The organism is Candidatus Paracaedibacteraceae bacterium (genome assembly GCA_019636055.1).
In the GTDB taxonomy this organism is placed as follows: Bacteria; Pseudomonadota; Alphaproteobacteria; order Paracaedibacterales; family Paracaedibacteraceae; genus Paracaedibacter.
The window spans coordinates 392,694-413,859 of record JAHBYH010000002.1 but is presented as its reverse complement, the minus strand read 5'-3'; the positions used below and the strand labels follow the sequence as shown (position 1 = coordinate 413,859).

General features: G+C 40.8%; 22 protein-coding genes. 5 read left to right on the top strand and 17 right to left on the bottom strand.

Annotated features, from left to right (window positions below; all coding sequences use genetic code 11):
• Positions 1–49: 49 nt before the first annotated feature.
• The 3 genes from KF820_05480 to KF820_05470 all read right to left on the bottom strand — a co-directional run bounded on the left by KF820_05480 (position 50) and on the right by KF820_05470 (position 2,676).
• Positions 50–514: a histidine phosphatase family protein gene (locus KF820_05480; GenBank protein ID MBX3457795.1), complete on the bottom strand. Its 465-nt coding sequence runs from the start codon at positions 512–514 to the stop codon at positions 50–52.
• Positions 515–562: 48 nt separating this feature from the next.
• Positions 563–1,438 (bottom strand): 50S ribosomal protein L11 methyltransferase, encoded by an 876-nt coding sequence (locus KF820_05475; GenBank protein MBX3457794.1) that lies wholly within the window; start codon positions 1,436–1,438, stop codon positions 563–565.
• Positions 1,439–1,662: 224 nt separating this feature from the next.
• Complete coding sequence (locus KF820_05470; GenBank protein ID MBX3457793.1) at positions 1,663–2,676, bottom strand: hypothetical protein; 1,014 nt, start codon at positions 2,674–2,676, stop codon at positions 1,663–1,665.
• Positions 2,677–3,036: 360 nt separating this feature from the next.
• Between KF820_05470 and KF820_05465 the strand changes: the two genes are divergently transcribed.
• Positions 3,037–3,645 (top strand): hypothetical protein, encoded by a 609-nt coding sequence (locus KF820_05465; GenBank protein ID MBX3457792.1) that lies wholly within the window; start codon positions 3,037–3,039, stop codon positions 3,643–3,645.
• A 78-nt stretch (positions 3,646–3,723) separates the two neighbouring features.
• Here the strand turns inward: KF820_05465 and KF820_05460 are convergent, their stop codons facing one another.
• The 3 genes from KF820_05460 to KF820_05450 all read right to left on the bottom strand — a co-directional run bounded on the left by KF820_05460 (position 3,724) and on the right by KF820_05450 (position 5,814).
• On the bottom strand, positions 3,724–3,969 hold the full coding sequence (locus KF820_05460) for a hypothetical protein (protein ID MBX3457791.1): 246 nt from the start codon (positions 3,967–3,969) through the stop codon (positions 3,724–3,726).
• A 142-nt stretch (positions 3,970–4,111) separates the two neighbouring features.
• Positions 4,112–5,179, bottom strand: a complete 1,068-nt coding sequence (locus tag KF820_05455; GenBank protein MBX3457790.1) for a DUF4263 domain-containing protein — start codon at positions 5,177–5,179, stop codon at positions 4,112–4,114.
• Positions 5,180–5,247: 68 nt separating this feature from the next.
• Complete coding sequence (locus tag KF820_05450) at positions 5,248–5,814, bottom strand: recombinase family protein (protein ID MBX3457789.1); 567 nt, start codon at positions 5,812–5,814, stop codon at positions 5,248–5,250.
• A gap of 386 nt (positions 5,815–6,200) precedes the next feature.
• On the opposite strand from KF820_05450, the gene KF820_05445 reads away from it, so the two are divergent.
• Positions 6,201–6,884: a hypothetical protein gene (locus KF820_05445; protein ID MBX3457788.1), complete on the top strand. Its 684-nt coding sequence runs from the start codon at positions 6,201–6,203 to the stop codon at positions 6,882–6,884.
• 49 nt (positions 6,885–6,933) lie between these two features.
• Here KF820_05445 and KF820_05440 read toward each other — a convergent pair whose 3' ends face one another.
• From KF820_05440 to KF820_05400, 9 genes are all read right to left on the bottom strand, one after another.
• The gene (locus tag KF820_05440; protein ID MBX3457787.1) at positions 6,934–7,776 is read right to left on the bottom strand and encodes a metal ABC transporter permease; all 843 of its coding nucleotides are present in this window, start codon (positions 7,774–7,776) and stop codon (positions 6,934–6,936) included.
• Positions 7,769–8,467 carry a metal ABC transporter ATP-binding protein gene (locus KF820_05435; protein MBX3457786.1) on the bottom strand — a complete coding sequence of 233 codons (699 nt, stop codon included), beginning with the start codon at positions 8,465–8,467 and terminating at the stop codon, positions 7,769–7,771. Before KF820_05435 ends, KF820_05440 begins: the two co-directional genes overlap by 8 nt.
• Positions 8,468–8,681: 214 nt before the next feature.
• The gene (locus KF820_05430) at positions 8,682–9,485 is read right to left on the bottom strand and encodes an enoyl-CoA hydratase/isomerase family protein (GenBank protein ID MBX3457785.1); all 804 of its coding nucleotides are present in this window, start codon (positions 9,483–9,485) and stop codon (positions 8,682–8,684) included.
• Entirely contained in the window at positions 9,485–10,318 is an 834-nt protein-coding gene (gene mutM, locus KF820_05425; GenBank protein ID MBX3457784.1) for a bifunctional DNA-formamidopyrimidine glycosylase/DNA-(apurinic or apyrimidinic site) lyase, read from the bottom strand. The genes KF820_05430 and mutM overlap by 1 nt, the downstream gene beginning before the upstream one ends.
• Entirely contained in the window at positions 10,311–10,658 is a 348-nt protein-coding gene (locus tag KF820_05420) for a hypothetical protein (protein ID MBX3457783.1), read from the bottom strand. Before KF820_05420 ends, mutM begins: the two co-directional genes overlap by 8 nt.
• Positions 10,633–11,139 (bottom strand): hypothetical protein, encoded by a 507-nt coding sequence (locus tag KF820_05415; protein ID MBX3457782.1) that lies wholly within the window; start codon positions 11,137–11,139, stop codon positions 10,633–10,635. The genes KF820_05420 and KF820_05415 overlap by 26 nt, the downstream gene beginning before the upstream one ends.
• A complete protein-coding gene (locus KF820_05410; protein MBX3457781.1) occupies positions 11,136–12,041 on the bottom strand; it encodes a hypothetical protein in 906 nt (301 codons plus the stop codon). Before KF820_05410 ends, KF820_05415 begins: the two co-directional genes overlap by 4 nt.
• Positions 12,034–13,047: a type II secretion system F family protein gene (locus KF820_05405; protein ID MBX3457780.1), complete on the bottom strand. Its 1,014-nt coding sequence runs from the start codon at positions 13,045–13,047 to the stop codon at positions 12,034–12,036. Before KF820_05405 ends, KF820_05410 begins: the two co-directional genes overlap by 8 nt.
• Positions 13,037–14,470: a type II/IV secretion system protein gene (locus tag KF820_05400; GenBank protein ID MBX3457779.1), complete on the bottom strand. Its 1,434-nt coding sequence runs from the start codon at positions 14,468–14,470 to the stop codon at positions 13,037–13,039. The genes KF820_05405 and KF820_05400 overlap by 11 nt, the downstream gene beginning before the upstream one ends.
• 144 nt (positions 14,471–14,614) lie before the next feature.
• Between KF820_05400 and KF820_05395 the strand changes: the two genes are divergently transcribed.
• Positions 14,615–15,490 carry a UTP--glucose-1-phosphate uridylyltransferase gene (locus tag KF820_05395; GenBank protein MBX3457778.1) on the top strand — a complete coding sequence of 292 codons (876 nt, stop codon included), beginning with the start codon at positions 14,615–14,617 and terminating at the stop codon, positions 15,488–15,490.
• Positions 15,491–15,523: 33 nt separating this feature from the next.
• On the opposite strand, the gene KF820_05390 is transcribed toward KF820_05395, so the two are convergent.
• Both KF820_05390 and KF820_05385 read right to left on the bottom strand, forming a co-directional pair.
• The gene (locus KF820_05390) at positions 15,524–16,078 is read right to left on the bottom strand and encodes an ABC transporter substrate-binding protein (GenBank protein MBX3457777.1); all 555 of its coding nucleotides are present in this window, start codon (positions 16,076–16,078) and stop codon (positions 15,524–15,526) included.
• Between the two features lie 140 nt (positions 16,079–16,218).
• Positions 16,219–17,025: a TIGR01459 family HAD-type hydrolase gene (locus KF820_05385; protein ID MBX3457776.1), complete on the bottom strand. Its 807-nt coding sequence runs from the start codon at positions 17,023–17,025 to the stop codon at positions 16,219–16,221.
• 116 nt (positions 17,026–17,141) lie between these two features.
• On the opposite strand from KF820_05385, the gene KF820_05380 reads away from it, so the two are divergent.
• Together KF820_05380 and KF820_05375 are read left to right on the top strand one after the other, a co-directional pair.
• Complete coding sequence (locus tag KF820_05380; GenBank protein ID MBX3457775.1) at positions 17,142–19,544, top strand: sulfur globule family protein; 2,403 nt, start codon at positions 17,142–17,144, stop codon at positions 19,542–19,544.
• A gap of 81 nt (positions 19,545–19,625) precedes the next feature.
• Complete coding sequence (locus KF820_05375) at positions 19,626–20,909, top strand: DNA-packaging protein (protein MBX3457774.1); 1,284 nt, start codon at positions 19,626–19,628, stop codon at positions 20,907–20,909.
• Positions 20,910–21,166: the final 257 nt, after the last annotated feature.

Below are 21,166 nucleotides of genomic sequence, written 5' to 3'. Positions count from 1 at the left end.
ATCCTATTAATACATGACCCGCGAGTTCAAGTGAATATTTTTTTGAGATCTATCTGATCTCTTGAAGGGTACAATCATTAAACGTCAAGGCCGCCCAAGAATCAGCCTTAACCTCAAAGCAAGCAACTTGTGCCGTGCCTAGCGTCATCGAAACGGAGGTAGCACACAATCCCAAAAAGTCAGAGACACCCGGATTATGGGCAATAACCAGAATATCACGAGCCGTATCCGGCAATAACTGTACTTCTTCCAACAAAATTCCTGCCGGTGCATGATACAGGCTATCCAAAAATTGGTAGTGAATTGAGGGCATCAAAATATCTTTAATTCCGGCACAGGTCTGACGCGTTCGCGTTGACGTTGAACACAAGACATGACTGACGCTATCAAACAATCCTAAAGTGTGGCTACAAAAATCCTCTAACTGTTTGCGCCCTTCTATATTTAAAGGGCGATCAAAATCAGAAGAAGCATGAGAGGCTGCCGCATGGCGCATGATGTATAAATGTTTCATTTCTCACCATTCATAAAACTATTCATCTCATAGACTGAATAGTCACTTTCATTTCTTCTCAAAAACTAACGCCGCCCAATCACCAATAAGATGATGCTCAACAAAGGTAAAATCAACTGCCTCATAGGATTGACGAACCTGATCGATCTGACGCGTTAACAAACCAGACAGAACAATTCTCCCCTTTGGCGCTACACAGTCTGCCATATCGGGCGCCATCTCACACAGGGGAGCCGCCAAAATATTAGCCGAAACCAGATCAAATGGTCCTTGATCCTTAACAACAGTTCCGTCAAATCCTTCATTACACAAACAAGAAACCAAATCATCACAGGTGTTAAGCTCAGCATTACGCGTTGCAACACGAACAGATTCCGGATCGTTATCCACCGCCAACACAGAAATGCCCCATAGTTTTGCAATAGCCATCGCCAAAATACCGGACCCACAGCCCATATCCAACGGCTTGTTAAAAGTCATGCCTTGAGCGTGCATTTTCGTCAACGCTTCGATACACGCTGTCGTGGTTTCGTGTTCACCAGATCCAAAGGCTGTTGCAGCATTGATTTCCATACCAATCAAACCTGCAGGCACATCGCCTTTTGTATGGCTGCCATACACATAAAAGCGACCTATCTGACGCGGCGGAAAGTTCTTCCACGTTTGTTCCAACCAATCGGTTTCAGGCAATACCTCAACCACAATTTGCGGTACAGCCAGTTGATGATGAGCTGCGGCTTGCACCAGAAGCGACTGGATCAAATCCAGATCATGGGCATCTGACACGGTTGCCTCAAAAACCCAATGATCTGTATCCTCATCAATTTCATGCCACGAGACAGCCAATACTTGCTCATCCAAAGCATCCCCGAAAATAAGAGCTGCTGCTGATGTTGTTTTAAATGATATTTTCTTTAAGTTCATAGGACTCTGTTAAATTAAAATTATTTTTCAACAGTGTACATGAATCAAGGTCCCGAGCACAGTATTTTGTGATGGGGGAAGATTTCCTATAATCACGGGGCTGTGTACACCTAAAAATTGAATGAAAGGAATCCACATTCACAACTTAAAAAATAAGGTAAATAGAGATAATATAAGGTTTATATTACCATACTAATCTTCACCTGACTCAGACTTTTCACTATTTAAAGTTCTTCTTCTAAAACATTTAAAGCTTTTTGAGCAAATGCTGCCGTTGACTCATCACCGCACATAACAAGATTATAAAGATCTTTTATCATCGGATTTTTAATCTTATCTTCTAATCCCCTTATAAAAAGAAAGATCAGCTTGAGGTCAATGTGTTTTGTGCTGGCGTCAAAGGGTAAGGTAGTACTCATAACATGAATCAAATAAATAACATTAAGAAAAGATTGTAATTCATTAGATGGGTCTAAAAAAGCATCTTCTCCCGCAGGATAAAATGTAATAGGACAATAGTCCATCCAACGTATTGCAGATCCTGCTTTGAAATTTGCCTTCAACGAAGGGTAATTATACCAAGGCGATATTTTCGAGTATATACCTTTAAATTCACGATGAATTACCCCCTCTGCAACAAATGGTTTTCCCAAAGCGGGATCAATAACATTTCTCATGACACCCGTTAAAGCTTCAGGAGCATAACCTTTACCTCTAAACTTACTGAGTATATATGTACCTTTCTCAATTCTTCCAGATCTTACACTCTGGCAAAAAATAAATTTCCCAACTAACTCATTTGTTTGCCTATCAAAAATAATATAATTAGGAAAACTATCTAGCTGACTATAAAAGCCGGTTTTTTCTTTCGTTTTAAAGTTCTCTATGTCTTTTTCCTGAATCCGTTCATGCTGAGATTCAAAAACTGGATCAATTACATCATCCCCTAAGAGCATATCAATGTTATGAGGCGTATTGAAGTTATCAGGATAAACACTGGTAGAACTTCCTGAGAACCATGGATTTCTCCAGCCACAATCTTGATAAATAGCCAGATAACAAGCCGTATCTTTTTCAGCTGAATCTATCAATTCTAATCTAAGATTGTCAGTCTCAAATAATTTACAAGAAACACATGGCTGTAAATGACCGTTTGAGCTAGACGAAGGGATTGAGTCAGCCCCACGACAGGTATCAAAAATCGAAAACAAACTAATAGCTAAGATGATCTTCTTCATAAATTTTACTTCTCAGGAAATTATAACTTTATTTAGAATGATTGGGTTTCATCTGATAAATTTCAATACTTTATATGAATCACACGGAATGTATGTTTATCCGATTAATGATCGTTTTACGAACATAACTCCCCTACTCCACCAGTTATCCAAAAACACCTTAATTTCTGTTCCTAAACCTTGTTCCTTTATTTTCTTCCAAATTTTGGAACCAACATTCATACACTTTCATCAAAATGAAATTTTAGGTAATATTGTAAATATTAAAATGAAATTACTAAATATATGCGAAAATTTTTTATAACAGCAATATCATTAATAGGACTATTGAGTGCTTTCTATTTTAGTTTTTGGGTTGACGTGCCAAATGTTACTATGTCTACTCTTTGGCTAACTTTTAGTATAATTTCTTTCGTTTTAACTGAACAATCAAATATTGAATCTATTTCCATTTTTGGAAACAGTTTAAAACTAAGAGAAATAAAAGATACCATTACTGAACTACGCCAACTTAGTCAGGTAATGGCAAGTTCTATCCTTTACTTAGAACAGTGTCAAGGTAGATTCATGCAAGATGATGAAGACAGAAAATTGGCTATTTATAATGAAATAGGAAATGTGCTCAAAGAAGTTAAAATCCCCCCCGAACAGATTAGAGAAATACAAGAGAAAAACTGGCATTCATGGGTTCAGATTGATTACGTTTATGCAATAATCAATTCAGTAAACATTGATCATCCTGCAATACCGAAAGAAAATAAGCAAAAGTGGGGTAAAATAAGAGAAAATATAATTGATCACATCCGAGATACTAAAGCTCAGGATCTCCAAAATATATTTCAGGATTTACACGCTCTTACACCAAAAGTACAGCACTTTATAGAGGGTTATTCATACTATATGGAAAATAAAGAACATAAAGATTTGGATCAATGGAAAAATCGATACGATTGGTTTAAGAATAATTAATCCGGTAATCATCCCAAAAATAAAGGGATCAATAAGTATAATCTTATGTAAATCTCTTGATTTTATATAATCCAAGTCCTATTTCCCCATTTTGTGATAATATGTTCCATGACCTCCTGCACCACTATCTACAATCTTTGCCCAAATCGAACCACAATCTAAGCATTGGTAATAATAATATTCTGTTCTATCATATCCTCTTCCTATTGAGATTTCATGATAGACTGGGCTTCCAATAGTTTGTCTATTTTCTGGAAAATGATCTTTTTTACAGGAATCACAATTATTTTGATTGTTAATAAAGGTTCCGTTTTGGTTGACCATAATTTTTATCTCCCTTGCTATATATTAAATATTAAAGATCATTTATTAAAGAATTGTTTGTCATGAGTTTTATTTAATCAGATAGTATTTAATGAAAATTACAAGTATCGTAATTGGCCTGGTGTGTACGTAGGGCCTACTACTAAACATTGCTCCATTGTTTCACCTTTTGAACTTCTGTTTCGTTATTTAGAATATAAGCAGCACGCTCTCTTAATTCGTCAAAGGTGATAATTTCAGGATCTTTAAGGCTTCTTCTGTATATTTCAAAGGATTTTTTATGTTTATCAGAAGTAAGTTGATTGGTATTTCCTATGACCAATATTGGGCGAGGATAAATAGTTTGTAGATCCGCCAGAATCTCCTTATTATTAGGATCTTGTGAACCATCTATTTGCCAAGTAAAAGCATTAGATTGAACCTGTGCAACTGCAGAAGATAATTCATGATGGGGGGGGTATACTCTGTTTCTAACCTCATCATTGTGCAACAACTTTGTCTTAGGTGTCTTAATTTCAACTAGGACTGTATATCTTACATTATTTGAAGTCGTTGAGGATAAGAAATCAGAAATCTGTCCATCTTTATTCTTCATATCTTTTCCACCAACAAGAACCTGAGGTTGTTCTAAATGAAGAAAATGATAACTTAATCCATAACCAAAAATCCATGAATTAGTTTCAAAGAACCTTTGCCACTCGGATTCATTAGTGTCTTTTCCAAGAAGCTCGTCAAAATCGGCTAAAGATTTTTTTCTTTTGGCAATAGTTTGTAGATCCGCCAGTTTGTCTAGAACAGGATTATCGATTTCTACAAATTCATCTAGATATTCATATGGAACATTGCCCAAATTTTCTATAAGTTTTCTAATACAATCTATTTTATTATTTTGTGATGAAAGGTCATACATATCCACGGAAATTACATGGTAGGATTTCTCTCCAAATACAAACCCATTCTCTTTTATAAGAGCTTTACATTTTTCAATATATTCAAGTAGATTATTTGTAGATTCACTATTTAATTCTATCTGTCTTTCAGTTTCCCAATTACTTTTATTTTTTCTCTTCTTCTCTAGAATAAGTCTAAGGGATACAACAACCTCATTCTGCTTTTTAGCATATTGTGCCTTACAGACTATTTCTACCCTTTCTGTTTTTGAAATCGTTTGTTCACTAAAATCTCCAGAAGTTACAGATGTACTTTTCATATGGATCAAATTTTTACCCCCCAATGACAACATGTTAAAATTGTACCTTTCTCAAGCTAAAAATAATGTTAATTTTTTAAATACCTAAAGAAAGTAGACCGCGAAACCTTCAGAGTCTTACAAATATCATCAATAGAAAGGCTCTTGTTCTCATACATTTTACGAGCCGTTATGATTTTTGGGTCATCAGATCTTAAAGGAGGACGGCCCCCTACTCTTCCTCTTGCTCGCGCAGATGCGAGTCCAGCCCGTGTTCTTTCTTGAATGAGTCGCCTCTCAAATTGAGCCATTGCTGAAAAAATATTAAATATAAGTTCGCCAGAAGCAGTCGTCGTATCTATGGCTCCATCGCATAAAGACTTAAATCCTATTTGTCGCTGAAACAACGACTGAACCAAATTGACAAGATGCACCATAGATCTTCCTAGTCTATCTAATCTCCAGACTAAAAGTGTATCGCCTGACTCCACTTCCTCAAGGCATTTATCTAATCCTGGCCGCTCTGTTTTTGCACCTGAAGCCTTATCAACAAAAATGAGTTCTTTAGGACACCCTGCTTTTTTCAAAGCATCAAGTTGTAAATTTAGGTCTTGTTCGTTTGTGCTAACACGCGCATATCCGATAACTCGTCCCATGATTCGATAAAACCTCATTTAATATGCCAATATATGAGTTTATAATACTTTGTTTTATGAGATGAGTATATAAAACAATACACGTGTTGAAATTTATAATACTTCAAAAGGTAAACCATCAATCTCATAAAACGGTCGTTTTATGAGATTCATTAGTCTCATGTATCAATAACCGAGATTAGAAACGCTCCTCCACCATCGTTTTTTTGCACGGTTTTTTACCAGATTTCAGATTAAATTAAAGTCATTTTTCAACTGCACACATGAATAAGCCTGTCAACCACGGTGTTTTGAGATGAAGGGAAATGAGGTAATAAATAATTTTACAAAAATTAAATTTTAAGATAAAAGGATGTATAAACGTTACATTAAATACAGAGAATAGAATGAAGCACATTAAATTATCTATGATAAATTTTATCTTTGCCGTTATTTTTTCAACCCAATACACCTATGCTATTACAATCGATAGAAAAGAGGTTGATTTTAATGGAGCAGAAAGAATATCTGTGACCTGTCAAGTAGATTCCCCATCAAATATAACATATGAAATTAAAGATAACGGAATTGAAACAGGTTTTTTTTCAGATCCAAATATTATACAAGCATGGAATGACATTTACTCCGAAGCATTACGAAATAATACAAAATACAAGGGATGCACTATGCTCTCTCAAAGTCATATCGATATAGAAACAGGAACTGACTCCAAAGATATATGCGTTGTTATGAAGGCTGAAACCGACATAAAAGTCACTACTGGAAATAATATGTTAATGCAACAAACTGTTTATGAGGCCCAAGGAGATATTGTTTTATCAGCAACCCGTGTCCATTTAAAATCAGCATTTGCAAGAACCCCTAGAACTGTGAAAATTTTAGCCCCTAAAGATTCAGTCAGCTGGTTAGAAGCTATCAGTTTTTCTGCTACAGACACTCAACATAGACTATACTCTCTTGGAATTGATGGCGTACTTAACTTTAAAGATCTTTCTGAAACTCATGGTGAAAATATGTTTTTAGTTGTCGGGGCTAATGCTATTACGTTTCATTTAAGGTCTCTAGATTGAAACCACAAATAAAGAAAAATTTTTCTCTCAACCTGGAATCCAGCCAGCATTACCCCATCACCGTCTTTTGCTGCAACGTCTTATAGCTTAGCACGGTTAGGTACACCACACCGCACAACAGGATGATGGTGGGGCCGGATGGCCAGTTGAATTGGAAGGACAGGATCAACCCCAAATAGCTACAGGTTGCCGCAATAATCATGGCACGCAGTGCTGTTGACCAGACTTGTGTCGAGATCAGGCGCGCGGTGATCGCCGGTAACATCATAATCCCCAAAGCCATGAGGGTGCCTAACGCTTGGCAGGCACCGACCAGATTCAGGACAACAAGGATCATGAAAATGGCATGATAGCGACCAGCCTTACCACCCAACAACCGAACAAAGGTTGGATCAAAGCATTCATAGACGAGAGGACGGTAGATGGCTGCTAGTGTCAGCAATGAAATGGTAGTCACACCAATGATATAGCCCATTGTCTCTTTATCAACCGCTAAAACACTGCCGAATAAAAAGTGCGTCAGATTCATGTTTCCGCCTTTGACTGAGAGAATCAAAACCCCAAGGGCTAAGGCAATCAAATAAAACCCGGTAAAACTCGCATCCTCATGTAGGATTGTCCGACGGCTGACGGCACCGCTGATGGCTGCGACCAATAGGCCTGCAACAATGCCGCCCAGACTTAAGCCCGGCAACCACAACCCTGTTACCAAATAACCAACTGCAATCCCCGGTAAAATCGCATGGGATAAGGCATCGCCCAGCAAACTCATACGGCGCAAAACCAACAGAACACCAATGGGACCACAACTTAACGCAATGGCCAAACAGGCAAACAGAGCGCGGCGCATAAAGATATACTCAACAAAGGGGGCAATTAAAATATCATACATTAAACGCCGCCTTTGTTAGGTTTTCAGGTGTCAAAACTTGACTAGTCACCCCAGAAGAAATCAGAGATCGCGCAATAAGAATTGTCTCGGGGAACAAATTTCGAACCATATTAATATCATGCAAAACAGCAACAATGGTCTTACCGCTTTTGTGCCATCCTTGAATCAGCCCAATTAAATGGGAAACGGTTGGTTGGTCAATGCCTGCAAAGGGCTCATCCAACAAAATCAACTGAGCATCTTGGGCCATCACTCGTCCAAAAAACAGCCGTTGCAATTGCCCGCCACTCAGCTGGGATATGGAGCGTCGCCCCATCCCCGACAAACCAACTTTATCAAGAATATCCTCAATGATACCATGGTGATGTTTATTGTATCGTGTGGATGATGTTATTTTTGGCCATAGTCCCATGGCAACTACATCCTCGACCTTAATCGGGAATGTGCGATCAATTTCGGTTCTCTGGGCTAGATAGGCTATATCGCTGGGTTTTAGGCCATGCCTGTTGATTTGACCATCCGTTGCATCAAATAAACCGGCAACCAGTTTAATCAGGGTACTTTTCCCCCCCCCATTGGGGCCAACAACGGCGGTCATGGATTCTTTAGATATCGAACACGTCACATCACACAAAGCCCGTATGGTTCCATAACAATGATTTTTGACGGCGACTGATATCAACGTTGACACAATATTATCCTAAATAGATAGCCCCAATCCACAACCCAACAAGGGGGACTGAGACCACAGCTAGACGTTCAACAAGACCAAGAAATAATGGGTTTCTCATTTGCATTCAATTTATAATTGCTTACTAAAAAGATATACCAAATCTCAAAAAAAAGCCAGAATCACTTTATTAAAATACCTCTACCCTCAAGGGGGAGAGATACTTTTTACTTACTTAACGATGTTTAAAGTTAGCCTGACGCTTTTCCAAAAACGCGGTCATGCCCTCTTTACGATCATCCAAAGCAAAGGTCGACTGGAACATGCGTCGTTCCATGCGAATACCACCGACCAACGGAATTTCACTAACGTCGTTAACGGCTTCTTTGATCATGCGAACAACGGGTGCTGAAAAATTCGCAATCTTATGGGCAGTCGCGAGGGCTTCTTTCATTAAGTCATCACCCGCAATGACTCGTGTCACCAATCCCATCGTATCGGCTTCTTGCGCCGTAATCATCCGCCCTGTCAAACAGAGTTCCATGGCTTTCGCTTTACCAACAAGGGCTGTCAAACGCTGTGTTCCACCTGCCCCCGGCATGGTTCCAATGGTTACCTCTGGCTGGCCAAATTTGGCTTGATCGCTAGCATAGATAATGTCACACATCATCGCCATTTCACACCCGCCCCCCAGTGCATAGCCGTTCACAGCCGCAATAACGGGTTTCTGGCATCGGGATAAGCGTTCCCATGGTTGAATAAAGTCTTTTTCAGCAACCTCGGCAAAAGTAAGATTTTTCATTTCTGAAATATCTGCCCCTGCAGCAAAGGCTTTACCAACACCTGTCACCACAATAGCACCAATTCGCGTATCATTTTCCGCTTGATCCAAAGCTGAATTCAGCTGGCTAATCAGCTTACGACACAAGGCGTTCAAAGCATCGGGACGTGTTAAGGTGATGATCATAACGCGGTCGTCAAAATCGACACGGACAAGTTCTTCATTTTGCGGACGTTCTTGGATATCTTGTGCTGTCATTATTTCCTCCGTTGACATTGTGGACAGAAAAAAGTGGATCGCCCACTTTGCTGTAGTCGTTCTATTGTGCCCCCACATTGCGGTCGTTGACAAGCCCCTGCTTCACGATCATAAACAAAAAATCGATGCTGAAAATAACCAAGCTCGCCACTAACCTGACGGTAATCCCGTAAAGTTGATCCTCCTGAATCAATGGCTTCTTGTAATGTTTTTTGGATTTCAGGCAATAGTTTTTGCCATTGCTTTAATGTAATTTGATTAACTGGTGTTGTAGGGTGAATTTCACATCGCCACAAGGCTTCGCAAACATAAATGTTGCCTAATCCCACAATAAACCGCTGATCTAAAAGGGCCGTTTTAATGGGGCTGGTTCGCTTGGCAAAAAGTTTCACCAGACCTTCAGGCGTCAATGTCGGATCAAAGGGTTCACACCCGAGATGGCTTAGATGAAGACTTTCAGTCAAACGCTGCGTTGGTATAATATCCATAAAACCAAAACGACGCGCATCGTTATAGACAATGCGTCGTCCATCGTCAAGATGAAGAACCACATGGTCGTGCTTACCATACGGATCGCCTGAGGCCACCTGATGAATCCGACCAGACATCCCTAAATGGATAATCCAGGTATAACCAGTATCTGTATGAATCAAAATATACTTTGCCCGACGCGTGATATCTTGTAACACCGATCCTTGTAAGCGTTCACTCATCAACGGTGGAAAGGGATAACGTAAATCGGATCGACGCAACTCGAGACGATCTAGGCGACACCCCCCAAGCAACTGGCGCAATCCTGAACAGACGGTTTCAACTTCGGGTAATTCAGGCATCCAGCTTTACCACTTGTCCTAATTGCAATTGCCTCACAGGTTGACCTTCGCGGCGAATATCAAGCGATGTGGCTGTTATATTAGACAGCAAAACATCTTCTGGCAAGGACTGGGGTGTATAGCGCTGGCCATTCAACCAAACCGTCCACTTAGATTCAGATATAAAGATAATTCCATCGAGGCGCCATTCCCCCTTTTTTAAGGCCGGAGCCCCACCCTCTTTTTTGATGGGTAAATTGCTTAAAACCTTAAGTTCAGCATCACTAACCATCGCTGACGACGGCGCATCTGCCCAAAGGGTACCAAAGCACAAACTACTGAGTAATCCAATCCAGTTCAAAACGACCCTCTACTAAATTTAGCGTGTTTCCTTGTTGTACCACAGATTCATCCAAAGACCCACTTCTGTGTAATGAAAATTTCTGCATATGAACCAATGGGGCAAGTTCTGCCTGAAGATAGCGTTGTAAATCCCAGATCTCCACATCAGTCTGTCCACCAACAATAAGGTTAATTTTCCAAATCTTCAACGGGGATAAATCCTGTTCCTCAATACGAAGTTGACGGATCTCAAGATTAAACTGTTCCAAAAGATACTGTATGATCTTGCGCAAACGATTTTGGGTTAAGGGCGGGCTATCTTTCAACTTAAGCCATCCACGATCTTCGCTTTGCAGGGCTTGTCGATAGGCTTGAATCAAGGGATAGTCTTGATGCAATTGCCGAAGTCGATCTCGGGGGTCAAAAAGTTTAATGATAAGCAACATAACAGTGAGGAGGCAAGGCGCCAAGAATAGGGTTTTTGGTAATCGGACAATCATAAGCCACCTTCCTCCTGAGAAATAGATACGGAATATTCTTCATTCTCTTCCGGCTCTTTAAAAATACTTCCGGAGGCATGGGTATCCAACCAATCAGCAATCAGATGACTTTGATCTTTAAAATCCGGGTGCATAACGAACTGCCAACGATAATTATCAGGACTGATAGCCACAGTTGTCACGACTAATCGCCCCCGCCAGTCTTGAACAAAGCGATCATAGACATCGTGCGGCAAGTCAGGAGTACGATTCAATTGTAAATAAGATTGATATCGGCGCGCCTGAATTTTCTCAGTCTCAGTTAAATCACCAGCCACATAAGATTTGATTTCATGCCAATGCTGCAAAGCACTGTATCCCGATTGGATAACATTGACACCTAGGATAAAACTCAATAGCGCGAGCCCTCCTTTCAGACCTTGTATTTGTATAGCACGCTGATACGCCTTTCCTAGACTCAGGTCAATCAGGCTTGGCTGTCTGAGCAGCGACACCAGCGATGGCCACATGAGATCAACTACTTCAGGCTGATAGGTGACGCCAAATCGCTTAAGATAATCAGTAACTGTTTGGCGATCAAAATTTGCTGAGGATTGAAATAAGATTTGATCGTGGTGATGAACCCACAGTTGTTGACCTGCAAGAGTCAAACAGCCACTGCCTTTGATCAATTGAGTGAACATATAAGATCGAAATATACCATGGTTTGTGGTCGCCAAATAGTCGAGTTCTTGCTGTTGGAAGTCAGACAACACAAGTTCGGTCTTTTGATTTTGATAAAGGTACAGCTCTGGGCTAATAATCAAAATAAAAACCTGAGGCAAATCGGATCGTTGCACAGGAAAAACCGCCGATTTTGTCCATAATGCCCACGTATCGGGTAACAAAATAATTCTATCCATGCCACTGCCCCACCGCATTATAAAGTGGCAATAAAACAGCCAAAACAACCCAAATCATAATCCCCCCCATCAACAGAACAAGACTCGGTTGCAATAGATCCAAAATCGATCTAATTTTTTGTCGCAATTCATCTAAATCTGCTTGGCAAGTAACGGTCAATAAATCACCCAATCCCCCTGTTACTTCACCAATCGGTATTAAAGATGCTGCCGGCAAAGACAAAGGGATAACACCAGATAAAGCCTGACTCAAGGGTTGCCCTTGAACTAAAAAGACTTCACACTGGGTAAGCTGAGAACGTAACCATGGACAAGATGGGGTCTGTGCTGCCTGATAAAGACTGGTTAACATGTCAAGCTTGGCCGACAGCATCACGCCCAAAGCATACAGAAATTGGGTAAATTCTAGTTGATAGAGAATATCCCCAATAACGGGCAAACTGTATCGCCAAGGTTTTACCCCCTGATAGCGACGCCAACGACTCGTACCATATAAGGCACAACCTATTATTAAAATCCCGCTCCCCATAAGAACAGGTGATTGCCCAATAGTCATTAGAATTTGAGTCGCTATTGGAATTTCCTTGACGCCCAATAATCCCAGCTGCGTTCTAACACCCGGCAAAACGAACATAATAATGATGGATACCAAAATACCCATCAACACTAAAAGAATCAAAGGATAACGAATAGCTTGAAGCAATAAAGCCCGCCATGATTGTCGCCAAGACAAATGATCTGCAATCAGGGAAAAAACGGCCCCATAATCACCTGTTTTTTCCGCAACAGTCAACATCTGTGACTGAAATGAACTTAATCCCCGACTCTGTGACAAAACTGCCCCGTCCATAATCATATCTTGGAGGTGGTTAATAAAACTAAGTAACGGCTTAGAGACAATCACTCTTTTTACAATCGTCAATGATTCAAAGAGACTAATATTGGCATTCGTTAAATGACTAAGTGTCCGCCAAAATGTAATTTGCTGACTCAATTTACGCGACATGGGCAAACTCCAACTCTCCCAAAACCCGATTAATTTCCAATCGTGTTGTCACCTGATTGTGGATATCCTCTTCAGCAAAAAGAGAGATTCGTTCTTCTGGACGACTAGCGTATTGACTTAAAATATCGTGTCCTTGATCAAACAGCTCTGCCACTATTTGCCGTCCACGATATCCCATCCCAAAACAATGATCACAGCCAGCATGACAGCATTTTCGACGTACCAAACGCTGTGCCATTGCCCCAAGCAAAACTCCATTAAGATATCCTGCGGGCACCCCTAAGTCTTCCAGACGTCTTGAAACAAGACGAACATCCGTCACGTGCAATGTTGTTAGAACTAAATGTCCTGTCATCGCTGCCCGGACCGCAGTCATCGCTGTTTCGGCGTCCCGAATTTCTGAGACATAAATAACATCAGGATCATGACGAAGAATTGCCCTCAGAGCATCACCAAAACTAGTAACATCAGGGTGGACCTCTGTCTGGCGAATATGGTCAAGGCGATATTCAATGGGTTGCTCAACCGTCATGACATTACGCCCCTGACCCGCCATTGCCGATAGCATCGCATAGAGTGTTGTTGTTTTGCCCGATCCTGTTGGCCCCGTAATAACAAATAATCCACTCGGCCTTTGGGCAATACGCGTCAATGCTTCTTGCTGATGACGGCGCAATCCAAGATGATCTAATCCTAAGGCAATAGATCTTGGATCTAATAACCGAATGACTAAACTTTCACCATCCTTGGTTGGCATAATTGATAATCGGCAATCAATCGGTTCCGGTAAATATGTTAAGCGAAAAGCCCCATCTTGTGGGCGACGATTTTCTGCTAAATCTAGTTGCCCAAGAATTTTAATATGAGCACACAGTTGCTGCCACTGATCTTTGTGAATTGTCTGTAATGAGGTCAAAACACCATCAACTCGAAGGTGAATCTGGCAGTGATGATGCCCAGGGATAAAATGGATATCACTAGCTTGATGGGATAAGGCTTTCAAAACAATTGTCTTAAAGAGGTCAGGTATCGTTTCCTTTAAGTGTTGCTCTGGCAATGCAATCTCAGAAAGCTGCCTTGTTGACATCAAAAAAACTTGATCCGGGTGACGTCCATAACGCTTAATCCAACGATAATGAAGAAAGATATTGTCGGGGTCAGGTGTTGCTAAAATTAAACGAGGGTTTACTTCGAGTTCAACCCATCCACCAAGATCAACGGTATGGAGGGAAGAAATATCTTCTAAATACGGCACACCCAAACACTCAGCCAATACAGGATAAAGCACTTTTTCTTTAATAAACCCCAATGTCACGAGAATATCCCCAAGAAAACGACGTGACCGCTGTTGCTCTCGCAGAGCTGTATCCAACTGATCAGGTCGAAGCAGACCTTTTTGGCAAAGATAATCCCCAAGACGCATACAATAAATTTAAATAAAATTAATTGGACTCACCCTAGCATAAGTATTATTTGATTAAAAGCAAACAGTATGAAAAATTCCCCATAGAAAATCATAGCTGCTTTCGTTAAACTGAGGATGGATATAATAACGAAAGAATCATCGATGAAAGTTAGAACCGCTGTATTTCCGGTCGCAGGTCTAGGGACTCGTTTTTTACCAGCAACAAAATCAATTCCCAAAGAAATGTTGACTGTTGGTGATCGCCCCTTAATCCAACATGCCGTTGAAGAAGCAAAAGCCGCAGGAATCGAACGGTTCATCTTTGTGACCTCTCAAGGTAAAACAGCCATCGAAGATCATTTTGATGTAAATCAAGTCTTAGAATCAACTTTGGCTGATCGCGGTAAAATTCAGGAACTTGATCGTGTTCAATCCCTGCAATTAGGACCAGGCGAAGCGGTCTTTATCCGTCAACAACAACCCCTTGGTCTTGGTCATGCCGTTTGGTGTGCGCGCAACCTTGTCGGAGATGAACCTTTTGCCTTGTTACTCGCAGATGATATGATCATTGGCGGGGCTCCCTGTACAGCACAAATGATCGAAGCCTATAATCAAAACGGGCGCGGCAATTATACCGCTGTTATGGATGTTCCTCAAGAACATGTATCTCGTTATGGTATTTTAGACATTGCCCAAGATGATGGGGTTTTAGTTCAAGCTCAAAACGTTGTAGAAAAACCAGATCCGGCCACCAGTCCATCTCGTACAGCAATCGTTGGGCGTTATATTTTGGACCCAATGACCTTTGGCAAAATTAATATCAATAATTTTGGTGTTGGCAAAGAAATTCAGCTAACGGATGCCTTTAAACCGATGATTGATGCAGGCATCCCTTTTTATGGTGTTAGGTTTAAAGGGCACCGTTTTGATTGTGGTACAAAAGAGGGTTGGCTCGAAGCCAACGTTGCCAATGCCTATAATGACGAGACCATACGCCCTCGACTATTGGAAATACTCAAGAAACTTAAAATTAACTAAATTCTGTAAAACCTCTCTTTAAAAAGAGAGGTTTTATCGGCTTTCCAAATCTTTTAAGAAGGCCTCAATATCACCATTCTTCTGACCTAATAAGCTATTATAGTCATCGCGCATAGTAACACTCATGCTGACGCCTTCGACTTTTACATCTTGAATTTTGTCATTTTTAACACGCCATTCCACATTGGTCAAAGGACCATTTGGCTTTTGAATTGTCGATTCAACATAGTCCGACCCATGACGATTGTGAACTTTCCCGATAACAAATTTTACACCTTTGTACTCACGAAATCGGCTGGCATAAGCTTTTTTAACACGGGTACGAAAGATCTTAATAAAACGCTCTTGCTGATCTGGCGTTGCTTGCTTCCAATAACGCCCCATGACAAAATTTGCGATATTTCGCACATCAAACCCTTCGTCAAAAAGCTTTAAAAAATTAGATTCAATCGTATCTGAAGACTCTGAACTATTCGTCAACGTTGTAATAGCACGATTTCCCAAATCCTCAATCAGAGACTTGGATTCACACAGTCCCGGTGTTGCGTAGAGAGCAACCAGAACCATTAATTGGATTATTTTTTTCATCTTTTTTCCTGTCAGTAAAACCAATTATATAAAGATTATTACTCTATATTCATTGATATTCCGTAAATTTTTTATGATTATTGTAACATAAATTCAAGGTAAAACTCACTTCTCTCTTTGTGGAAGAGGTAAGTTTTGAATTATTGTAAGTGATCAATCCTAAATTTAGAACTAAAATCATAGTCCTTAGAAATCAATTTCGAAATCCCATCTTCAACAAACAACGTATCGATCCCAAAGTCAATTCCACCTTTGATATCCGTTTCCATACCATCGCCAATCATCAAGATTTTGTCTTTGGCAATCGGTTGACCATACTGTTCAAGTACATATTCAAATATATTCGCACAGGGTTTTCCGATGCGAATAACCGTCCCCCCAAACCGCTCAAGCCTTTCAGCAAAAAAACCGGCTGTTTTACGTAGTGTTCCGTGATGGGGAGCATGAACATCCGGATTGGGGCAATAAACAGGAAGTTCGACTCCAGCAATTTCTTTGAGCATTTCATCGAAAACTGTACAGTCCTCAACCTCATCCATAAAAGGGCTTAACAAAACAAAATCAGCCTCATGCAAATTTGATACTTCCGTAACGGGCATGTCTTTTAAAATATCCTGATTTGTTTCAGCACCAATATGAAAAACGTTATGTCCGGAATGTTGTTCCTGAATTAAATGTCGCGTTACATCTCCTGATGTCACAATCGGAATATCTGAATTGACACCAATTTGATCCAAAGTCTTACGAGCAATACTTTGGGGACGCGGGTTATTAGAGACAAACATCATGATTTTATTCTGATGATGCAATTCATTTAACACTTGAATTGCCGGTGTTAAAGCGTGAACCCCATCGTAGACAACGCCCCACATATCGACAAACAACAAGTCGTACGAATCTACAATATCATTTAATGTTTTTATTTTCATCATTAGTTCCATTGTCAAAACACGCCCCACTTGCAGAAATAACCTAGCAAAATCCGAAGCGTTTTAATTATATCTTAAAGATTTTGGTCTAACTTTAGAATTGAAATGGTCTAAATTCAAGATGGATATGTGTTATGATTAAGTTTTTATCCTTTTTACTATTGATTTGCTTTGCTGAGGCAGAAACAGAAATACAACATTCTCAACCCCAAATCGGGTCACATCGTTCTATCCCGAAAAAGGTAACGACGACCAGCCAACATACAACAGCAACACAATCACATCAGAAAAAACCTGAAACCTGCCCTCGTAATTGTATTGAAGCTGTCCATGCCCTTGACCAAGTCTATCATTTGCGCCAACAAATTGAACAGGCTAAGCATGCTCAAAACCCTAAGTATACGATGAAGACAATTAATCAGACAAAGATCCAAGGTTCAAATCAACACTGTCAAGCCGACTGTGCTCAGGTCAAAGGAATCCAACGTCAAATTGAGAAATACCAAGCTGATCTTGCAAAAATCAAGGCAACACCAGCGCAGGTACCACCACGACCACAAGCAACTAATCACTCAACAGCATTAGTTGTTCATCAACCTGTTGCAACCGGAACATGCCCGAAGAACTGTCATGAAGCTTGGTATTATTTACAAGAAGTTTATAAATTACGCCAACAAATTGAACAGACTAAACATGCCCATAACCCTCAGTATGCAATGAAGCAAATTAAGGCGCCAACCATGCAAGATTCCGGTCAAAGCTGCCATGCAGATTGTCCACAAGTCAAAGGCATCCAACGGGAAGTTGACAAGTACAAAGCTGAACTTGCCAAACTTAAAGCTGATCATACAAATGCTACAAACCCAGCTCAACCTCAAAAACCATCTCTTCGCATACCGCAACAAGAAATTGCAGCGGGAACATGTCCAAAAAATTGTCACGAAGCTTGGTATTATTTGCATGAAATTCATGATGTTCGCCAGCAAATCGAACAAGCAAAGCATGCAAAAAATTCATCCTATCAGATACAAACAATCAAGCCACCAACCATGCAAGACTCAACCCAGCATTGCCATGGTGACTGCCCACAAGTTCTTGGCATTCAACGCCAATTGAAGAAATACCAAGATGAACTAGCCGCTATCAATGCTGGCAATGCCCTACCGGCACCACAACAAGGCCTAAAAGGTCAATGCAAACCAGGTTGTGATAATGAAACAGCCCTCCGCATTGAAATCCAAAACCTTAATAAGAAATTGGATCAACTCAAACACAAGGCAGATCCAAGTTATCGCGTAAAAACCTACAAACCAATCTCTGCTGTTAAAACTGGCGTGACTTGCCCTGCAGGTTGTAACAACCTCAAACAATTGGAAAAACGGAAAAGCCAATTAAATCAAGCAATCACACAAATGCAATCAGATCATTCTCGTCCGATTATCACTGAACCTGACGATGATTATAATGCGCTAGTCCCTTATACAGGGGGCAACCTCGATGATGATTACTCAGGCCCAACTAATGAAGATGTAACTGATCAACCACAAAAACAGAAAAAACCCGGATTCTTTAGTCGTGTTAAATCAAAGATAACTAGCGGTGCATCAAGCATTCGAAACAAAATCAGAAAAAATCCGTCATCATCTGGATCCAACAACCAACTCGTTCCCTATGATAATGACGATAACACAGGGGGAGCTCTCGTTCCTTATGACGATGATGAACTTGATAATAATGACGATAACACAGGGGGAGCTCTCGTCCCTTATGACGATGACGGACTTGATGACGATTATAATCAACCACTGCAATCAACTAGCCCCTCTAGTGGCGGCTACGATCCTTATGGTACAGATGATGATTTAGATTATAGCCAAGGTTATGGATATAATCAAAACACAGGAAATTATAATGCTTACAATAATCCTTACGGCAACCAAATGGCACCATACGGTCAAAATTATGGGTACAACCCTTACGGTAGTTCATCGACCACACATGAAGAATCAGGACCAATGTATCCCTATCCATACACTGGCGGAGAAATTTTCCGCAGTGACCAAACTGATAACCAAGCAAATAATGCAAACACAGCAGCAGCGGCCATGACAGCATTCGGCAGTATTCTTGGTGGACTGCTTTCTCAACAACCAGCGGCGACAGTACCGGCACAACAACCAGCAGCACCACCACCTGCACCTGCCCAACAACCGCAACAAGTCTCACCACAAACTGTTGTGCCTCAAGATGATGGGGATCTCGATGATCTATACGGTGGATCTGGGGACTATGCCTCAACAACAGGTCCATCGGAATATGGCAGCAGCAACTACGGAAGTTCCAGCTCTTCTTATGGATCTCGTAGCTATAGCAGCCCATCTACTAGTTCTAGCTATAGTTCAAGTAGTTACAGCAATCCCTCCAGCTCTTCTTATGGATCTTCAGGGGCATCCTATAGCTCTCGAAATAGCTCTTCGTCCTATGGATCTGGGTATAATTCTTCTAGATCAGGCTATGACTCTGATTACGACTATTAATTTAAAAGAAGTATTTCTGCCTCTGTGAATTACAGTCCTGTTTTTTGTGATATAACCTTTTATATTTTAAGAGGTTATATCATGAAAAACTCAGAGAAATTGCGTCGTTTACTCCAACAAGAACTTAAACAACGACGGGTTTTTAAAAAGAAGTACAGCTGGTTTGAAAATGCGCGCCCCAATCAATTACCTCCCGATGGCTTCTGGAAAACATGGCTGATTCTAGCTGGACGCGGTTTTGGCAAAACTCGTACAGGTTCTGAAACATTAAGAAGTTGGGTTGAAACAGGACAAGTCAAAAGAATTGCTTTAGTGGGCGGTAGTTTACATGAAGTCCGCAGTGTCATGGTCGAGGGTGAAAGTGGCATCTTAAATGTCCATCCTCCGAAAGATCGCCCCCTATATATCCCATCACAACGCTTAATCAAATGGCCTAATGGTGCCATCGCCCAATTTTTTGGTGCCGAAGCCTATGAACAATTACGGGGGCCTCAATTTGATTGCGCGTGGATTGATGAACTCGCGAAATTTCGTCGGGCCGAAGATATTTGGCAACAACTCCAATTGTGTTTACGTTTAGGGAACAACCCAAAATGTATTGTCACGACCACACCCAGACCAACAAAACTTATGAAAGAACTGCTTAATTCCCCAAACGTTGTCATCACTCGGGGATCAACCTTTGATAACGCAGAAAATCTTGCCCCCAGTTATCTGGAACAAATTCGTAAGCAATTTATTAATACCCGTTTGGGAGCACAAGAACTCTATGCCGAAATGCTAACCGAGACAGCCGGCGCTTTGTGGCAAAGATCCATGATTCAGTACCAACAACCCGCCTATTCACCCGAAGGTCGCCCTGAGCTCGAGAGAATTGTCATCGCCATTGATCCTGCCACCACAACCCATGACCACAGTGATGAAACGGGCATTGTTGTAGCAGGAATCGATGTTAGCAAACAGGCCTACGTTCTTGAAGATTTAAGCGGTAAATTATCACCCCATGATTGGGGAAGACGCGTGGTTGACAGTTATTATCGTCTTAAGGCTGACCGCATCGTTGTTGAAATTAACAAGGGGGGCGATCTTGTTGAAAACGTCTTAAAATCCATTGATCCGACAATCCCCTTAAAATCCGTTCGCGCAACTCGAGGTAAATATACCCGCGCCGAACCGATTGCAGCTTTATATGAACAACATCGTGTTTTCCACGCAACCCCCTTATCCGCATTAGAGCAACAGATTTGTGATTATATTCCCGGAATTACGGCAAAATCCCCTGACCGCATGGATGCCCTCGTTTGGGCACTTACTGAACTCATGCTTGAGAGTGAAAGGCAACCCAAGCTCAAGATTTGGGATTAGATTATTCACAATTTTCCTTTGAAGGCCTTGTTGAATAAATAGGCGCATCTCTTTATAGATCTGGTTGCAAGGCGAGATCGTCCTCTCCGACGAGCAAAGCTAGGGTTTCGAAAAAAAACTTAGCTTTAATTGATTGGAGATCCAGCATTTTCTGACGTTATAATGGATTCCCGATCAAGAAATTCTTAACGGTTTTCTTCGAAAACCCAGAATTTCTAGCCGGGAATGACGGGCTTTAGTCTCACCCAGACTTTTTT